At 68.0% G+C, this 6,507-nt stretch carries 6 protein-coding genes; 4 read left to right on the top strand and 2 right to left on the bottom strand.

Going from position 1 to position 6,507, the window contains the following annotated elements; all coding sequences use genetic code 11:
* On the bottom strand, positions 1 to 821 hold an 821-nt coding region (locus tag AX744_RS07355), incomplete at its 3' end, for an MFS transporter (RefSeq protein ID WP_157543543.1).
* A 150-nt stretch (positions 822 to 971) separates the two neighbouring features.
* Between AX744_RS07355 and AX744_RS07350 the strand changes: the two genes are divergently transcribed.
* The 4 genes from AX744_RS07350 to AX744_RS07335 all read left to right on the top strand — a co-directional run bounded on the left by AX744_RS07350 (position 972) and on the right by AX744_RS07335 (position 4,016).
* A complete protein-coding gene (locus tag AX744_RS07350; RefSeq protein ID WP_046748137.1) occupies positions 972 to 1,628 on the top strand; it encodes a GntR family transcriptional regulator in 657 nt (218 codons plus the stop codon).
* 8 nt (positions 1,629 to 1,636) lie between these two features.
* A complete protein-coding gene (locus tag AX744_RS07345) occupies positions 1,637 to 2,479 on the top strand; it encodes an SDR family NAD(P)-dependent oxidoreductase (RefSeq protein ID WP_061016070.1) in 843 nt (280 codons plus the stop codon).
* A 110-nt stretch (positions 2,480 to 2,589) separates the two neighbouring features.
* On the top strand, positions 2,590 to 3,033 hold the full coding sequence (locus AX744_RS07340) for a MarR family winged helix-turn-helix transcriptional regulator (protein ID WP_197429177.1): 444 nt from the start codon (positions 2,590 to 2,592) through the stop codon (positions 3,031 to 3,033).
* Entirely contained in the window at positions 3,030 to 4,016 is a 987-nt protein-coding gene (locus tag AX744_RS07335) for a zinc-binding alcohol dehydrogenase family protein (RefSeq protein ID WP_174799740.1), read from the top strand. The genes AX744_RS07340 and AX744_RS07335 overlap by 4 nt, the downstream gene beginning before the upstream one ends.
* Positions 4,017 to 4,176: 160 nt before the next feature.
* Here the strand turns inward: AX744_RS07335 and AX744_RS07330 are convergent, their stop codons facing one another.
* Positions 4,177 to 6,399, bottom strand: a complete 2,223-nt coding sequence (locus AX744_RS07330; protein ID WP_231728756.1) for a peptidase C14 — start codon at positions 6,397 to 6,399, stop codon at positions 4,177 to 4,179.
* Positions 6,400 to 6,507 lie beyond the last annotated feature (108 nt).

Here is a 6,507-nt window from a genome sequence, read left to right as displayed (position 1 = left end):
ATGCCCAGCCCGTACGCACCGAACACGACGCCGAAGAACAGCACGATCAGGGTCCACAGACGCCCGTTGCTGAACACCTCGCGCAGGCGCAGGCGCCCGTGCTTCTGCTCGGTCGCCGCGGTCTCGACAGCCAGGGTGTCGGTGATCCAGCGCTGCTCCGTCTTGTCGAGCCAGCGCGCGTCCTGCGGGCGATCGGGCAGCCAGAAGAAGACCACGAAGGCGAGGAGCACGGCGGGGATGCCCTGCAGCAGGAAGACCAGCTGCCAGCCGTCGAGCCCCCACATCCCGTGGAGTTCGAGCATCCAACCCGATAGCGGTGCGGCGACGGCGTTCGCGATCGGGTTCGACAGCACGAACACGACCAGCACCTGGGTGCGGTATTGCCGGGGGAACCAGAGCGTGAGGTAGAGGAGCACCCCGGGGAAGAACCCGGCCTCGGCGATGCCCAGGATGAACCGCGCGATCGCGAACTGCGTCGCATCCTGCACGAACGCGGTGAGGGCGGCGACGAGCCCCCAGGAGACCATGATGCGGGCGATCCACTTGCGGGCGCCGAACCGCTCGAGCAGGAGGTTGCTCGGCACCTCGAAGAGCAGATAGCCGATGAAGAAGATGCCGGCGGCGAACCCGAAGGCGGCCTCGGTGATCTGCAGCGCGGCCGTCATCTCGAGCTTGGCGAACCCCGCGTTGTTGCGGTCCATGTAGGCCACGAGGTACAGCAGCCCGAGGAACGGGCCGAGGCGCCAGATGGCCTTCTTCATGGCGGAGGCTCCGACCTCCTCGGGTGTGCGCGTATCGGGGGCGGTTCGGGTCCCGGACATGACAACTCCTTCGTCATCGGTGGATAGGCTTGCTATAGCATCTAGCAAATCGGGCGCCGTGTCCACCCATCGACGAAATGCCATAGCATCGATCGAACGATTGCGCGCCCGCTCGACCAGACGGCACCGTGCATCGAGAAGGGCAACCGAATGCGCAGCGTCTCGGATCAGAACATCGCCGAACAGGTGGCAGACGAACTGCGCACGGCCATCCATTCGGGAGAACTCGCCCCCGGCGAGCGGCTGGTCGAACGCAAGCTCGCCGATCGACTCGGTGTCAGCCACATCCCCGTGCGCGAGGCCCTGACCCGGCTGGCGGAAGAGCGCCTCATCACACGGGAACCCCGCCGCGGTGCACGCGTCGCTCAGCTCAGCGCACAGGACCTCGAGGAGATCTCCAGCCTGCGGATCGTGCTCGAGCAGTTCATGGCCATCCGCGTGCAGGAACGGTGGAACCAGGAATCCGCTGCGCGGCTCGGGGCCATCATCCAGTCCATGGCCGACGCCGCCCCTGGCGACATCGCCGAGGTGCTGCGCCAGGATCGCCTCTTTCACGAGACGCTCGCCGACCTCGCCGAGCACCGATTCCTCGACGAGGTGAGCGGCCAGCTGCGCGGTCGCATCACGGGCTTCATCCAGGCGGCCAACTCCGCGCTCGATCCCGCCGAGCAGGAGGAGCATGTGCGCAGCCACCAGCAGATCGTCGATGCGATCGCGAGCGGCGACCCCGAACGGGCACGCACCGTGATCGCCGAGCATGTCACCAGGGCCGTGCAGCGCATCACGCCGTCCGTCTCGGCCGAGTGAGCCGCACCATGACACCGAAGACCATCGTCCTCACCGGAGCCTCCGACGGCATCGGCGCCGCCGCCGCACGACAGCTCGCAGGACCTGCCCACCGCCTCATCCTGGTCGGCCGCTCCGCCGAGAAGACCCGTGCCGTCGCCGAGGAGACCGGGGCCGAGTGGTTCACCGCCGACTTCGCCCGGCTCGACGACGTGCGGGCGCTGGCCGGGAAGATCGCCGCCGCCGTGGGGGACACCGGCATCGACGTGCTGGCCAACAACGCGGGCGGCATCTTCGGCGATCGCACTCCGACCGTCGACGGCTTCGAGAAGACCATGCAGGTCAACCACCTGGCACCGTTCCTGCTCACGAACCTGCTGCTTCCGCGGCTGCTGCGGGCCGGAGGTGCGGTCATCAACACGTCGAGCATCGCCCATCGCCTGTTCGGGCACCTCGATGTCGACGACCTCGACAACACCCGCCGGTTCAGTCCGAACAAGGCTTACGGGGATGCAAAGCTCGCGAACGTGCTGTTCGCCAAGAGTCTGCACACGAAGTTCCACGCCGACGGACTGAGCGCCGTGGCGTTCCACCCCGGCACCGTGCAGACGAACTTCGCGGCGGACTCTTCGAGCGTGATGCGGCTGCTCTACCGCACGCCGCTCAGACATCTCGTGCTCATCGGCGCGGACAAGGGCGGCGCGACCCTGCGCTGGTTTATCGAGGGAACCCCCGATGAAACGTGGTTCTCCGGCGCCTACTACGACGAGCGTCAGCTGACCGCGAAGGTCAATCCGCAGGTGAACGACGCGGCTCTCGCCGAGGCGCTCTGGCAGCGCAGCGCCGAGCTCGTCGGCCTCCCCGCCGCTTAGGCCCGCCCCCTCGCCCCGCGGGCGGGAATCACCCTTCTCGCACCCTGGTCCACGGATTCGCCATATACTTGCCATGGAAAGTAAGCCAGTGGTCGTGGAAAGGATGCGCCGTGGACCTGCATCGACTCTTCGATGATGTGATCCGCTTCGAGATGGAGATCTGGGAGGCGGTCGACCGACGTCTCCGCGCCGAGCATTCCCTGCCGCTGAGCTGGTTCGAGCCCATGCGGGCCATCGACAGGATCGAGAACTGCCGGGCCTCCGACATCGCGACCGAGCTCTCGATCACCGAGGGCGGTACCAGCAAGCTGGTCGCTCGCATCGAAGCAGCGGGCTACTGCGAGCGCACACCGAACCCCGACGACCGACGGGCCTCGTTCATCACGCTCACGCCGGCGGGCAAGGACATGTTGACGATCGCGACCGAGACCTTCGGCAGAGAGCTGGAGCCGTGGTTCCAGAGCGTCTTCGCTGCCGACCTTGAGCACTTCGCCACCACGCTCGCCACCCTTCGGGTGCGCAAGCCCGTACCGACGACAGGAGTCACCCCATGACCGAGATGATGCGCGCGATCGTGCTCGACACACCGGGCCCCGCGGAGGCGCTCACGATCCGAGAGCTGCCGATTCCGACACCGAGCGAGGGCTGGGTGCTGATCCAGGTGAAGGCGTTCGGCCTGAACCGCTCCGAGCTGCACACCCGGCTCGGCCTCGCGGAGGGCGTCACCTTCCCCCGCGTGCTCGGCATCGAGGCAACGGGCGTCGTCATCGACGCACCCGGTGGCGAATTCACCCCCGGGCAACAGGTCGTGGCGGTGATGGGCGGGATGGGACGCACCTACGACGGCGGATACGCCGAGTACACCTGCGTCCCCGCGACCCAGGTCATTGCTTTCCAGAGCAACCTCGACTGGGGCACCCTCGGCGCCGTTCCGGAGATGCTGCAGACCTCCTACGGATCGCTCACCGTGGGGCTCGATGCCCAGCCCGGCCAGTCGATCCTGATCCGCGGCGGCACCTCGTCGATCGGGATGGCGACCGCGGTGCTTGCGAAGCAGCGCGGAATGACGGTCTTCTCGACCACACGCAACCCGAACAGGGCCGACGCCCTCACCCGCATCGGCGTCGACCATGTGCTGATCGACGACGGCGACGTGCAGGCGCAGGTCAGAGCGATCCTGCCCGACGGCGTCGACACGGCCCTCGAGCTCGTCGGAACACCCACCCTGCCGGACACGCTCCGCTCGACCCGCGTACACGGCGTCGTCTGCTTCACCGGGATGCTCTCGAACCAGTGGACCGTGAAGGACTTCTACCCGATCGAGTACATTCCCCGCGGCGTGCGCCTCAGCGCCTACGGCGGAGGCGCGGCCGACCTGCCGCCGACCGTGCTCCAGGGCTTCCTCGACGCGGTCGCGGCCGGCGAGGCCACCGTGCCGATCGACCGGGTCTACGCGTTCGACCAGATCGCCGAGGCGCACACCGCGATGGAACAGGGCACCGCCGTCGGCAAGCTCGTCGTACTCACCGGCCTCTGACCCGCTCCCCCGCGCCGCAGGCATCCGCGGCCCGCCGAGTGCACGGGTTCTCGCCGAGTGCACGGCTCCTTCACGTCGAGAAGCCGTGCACTCGGCAACATCCGGTGCACTCAGCGTTGGGTCGCGGGGCAGGTCGCAGGGGGCAGGTCGCGGGTCCGGGTCAGACCACGAGGTTGGCCGTGTCCACCACGCGCGGGCCCTCCGTGGGGAAGGCAGTGCGAGTCACACCCGACTCGACGTTGCCGGTGTGAAGCAGCGTGGACGAGCCCCCGAACGCCGCGTCCGCCAACTCCAGTGCGCCGCCCTCGAAGCGGCTGCCGACTGCTCGGTAGTGGGTCGCGCCCTTCGTGACCGAGACGTGCGTCGCGGCCCCCTCCGCGCGGAAGGTGCTGTCGCTCAGCGTCAGGTGCAGCTCGCCGTCGCCGGTGCGTGCGACACCGATGCCGCCCTTGTTCGCGACGTCCGATCCCGCGATCTCGACCGCCTGACGCTCTGCCCTCGCTGCCGCGATACGCACGTTGCGGAGCGTCGCTCCCTCGAAGCGCAGCCGCTCGGACGACGACACGACAGGCGCCGCATCGTCGGCGGCGGTGAGCGTCGAGCCGCGGAACGTGACTGCGCCCGCACCGGTGATCTTCATGCCGCCCACCCGATCGAGCACGGTGTCGACGAAGGTGACCAGTGTCTTGACCGTGGCGTTGGTGAGCTCGCCGGGGGCAACGAACGTGAAGTGCGAATCCGTGATGGTCGTCGGCCGTGCCGAGTTGTCCGAGGCCTGCGTGATGATGAGCGTGTCAGACGCGGTGCACCCCCGCAGCTGCGCGCCGTCGGCGTTGATCCACAGCATCCCGGAGCCCGCGAGCGACGGCTTTCCGATCACCTGGACGTCTTCCAGGGTGAGGTCGGTGATGCGCACGCGCGCCACGAACCACGAGCACACGTGCTTGCGCACGGTGATGCGCTTGGCCGCAGAACCCCAGGCTGCACCGGAGTTCGCGAAGGTCATGAGGCCCGAGTTGCCGGTGTAGGTGAGGTCGTGCTCGTACTGCCCGTGCGTGACGAACGGACCCTGGTCATCACCGTCGCCGTGGCAGTTCTCGACCAGGCAGTAGGCGCTCGCGGTGAAGTCGTTCAGGTGCCGGGCGTTCGCGGTGTGGCAGTTGGCGACGTATCCGTACAGGCAGTAGATCTGCTGCGTCAGGTAGCCGGCACCTCCCCAGGTGACCGAGGTCGGGTTCTTGAGCGTGCAGCTCACGGTCGAGTAGTAGGTGTTCCAGCGCCGCTGGATGAGCGGCCAGAACGTGCCGGTGCCGTCGATGTGGTCGACGTCGCAGCGCACCGCGTACTCGAAGGCCAGCGGGTGCGAGCCGGTGTACTCGTCGGTGCCGGTGCCGAGGAACTTCAGGTTCGACACCGTCACGTCCTGCACCGGCACGACCCGACGCCAGGTCATCGTGCGATCCTTGCCGAGGGGCCAGCCGTTCTTGTAGTTGATGCGGATGTGCGTGCCGTCGACGATCTGGGTGACCTGCACCATCCGCTGCAGCTCGCGCTCCCAGCGGCCCGACAGTGCGTTCACTTCTGCCGCGTACCAGTCCCCCACTGTGAAGAACGAGGAGTCGGCGACCGGGAAGATGTCACCGAGGTCGGGCACGACCTCGCCGAGCTTGGCCTCCTGCACGGCATCGGTCACCTCGCCGCGGAAGAACATGACCGCTGCGAACGGATCGTCCTTGCCGGCGTTCTCGATGCCCACGGTCGTCATGAGGTGGCCGCCGAAATCGAAGGCGATGTTCGATCGGGAGAACTTGTGGCGACGGATGAAGTTGAGGGGGCTGTGCCCCTCGACGCGATGGATGCTCGCGTCGTTCACCATGGCGTCGAGGGCGTCGTCGGCGTTGACGCTCGCATCCATGATCCCGAACATCCGGAAGTCGACGACACCCCCGTGCACGAGCACCCACGCTCCGCCCTTGGGGCCGGCGAGCACGGTGCCTCCGTTCGCGGCAGGAGCGTCCTTCTTCACGAAGCGGTACAGCCCGGCGCCGCCATCACCCGGCGTCGCGTACCCGGCCGTGCGGGCGAGGTCGCCGTCCTTGCCCTTCCGGTTCGCGAGCGCCACGGCCGTACCGCCGTTGGCCACGCTCTTCGCCCCCGAAGAATCCAGCGGCGCCACGGGCCCGGCCGCCTGCGCCGGTGTCTGCGTGGTGACAGCGGCGACGCCGCCGATCGCCGCCGCCCCGAATCCCGCGAGCAGCATGCGCCGGCTGCGCAGGGCCGCGGTCTCGTTCCTCTCGCGTGCCGACTGGTCCTGCAGCGTCATATCCGCTCTCAGCGTCGGGTCGACGTTCAGGGCCGTGCTCAGCTTCCGGGTGGTGCTCATCCTCTGGGCCATGCTCATCCTCCTTGCGGCGTCATCACCGCGGTCAGGCGTCCGGCTGATTGCCGGGCCGCATCATCCGATCGATCCCCAGTCCCCCAGTGCCGTCTC

Origin of the sequence: Microbacterium sp. CCH5-D1, assembly GCF_001557335.1 — a bacterium.
Taxonomy (GTDB): Bacteria; Actinomycetota; Actinomycetes; order Actinomycetales; family Microbacteriaceae; genus Microbacterium; species Microbacterium oxydans.
Note: the sequence above shows the minus strand (reverse complement) of the source record. Positions and strands in the feature narration are given on the sequence as shown.

Excerpts from the sequence above, each read along its gene's own strand:
- AX744_RS07350 (WP_046748137.1), top strand. The coding sequence starts at position 972 with ATGCGCAGCGTCTCGGATCAGAACATCGCCGAACAGGTGGCAGACGAA.
- AX744_RS07345 (WP_061016070.1), top strand. The coding sequence starts at position 1,637 with ATGACACCGAAGACCATCGTCCTCACCGGAGCCTCCGACGGCATCGGC.
- AX744_RS07335 (WP_174799740.1), top strand. The coding sequence starts at position 3,030 with ATGACCGAGATGATGCGCGCGATCGTGCTCGACACACCGGGCCCCGCG.
- AX744_RS07330 (WP_231728756.1), bottom strand. The coding sequence starts at position 6,399 with ATGAGCACCACCCGGAAGCTGAGCACGGCCCTGAACGTCGACCCGACG.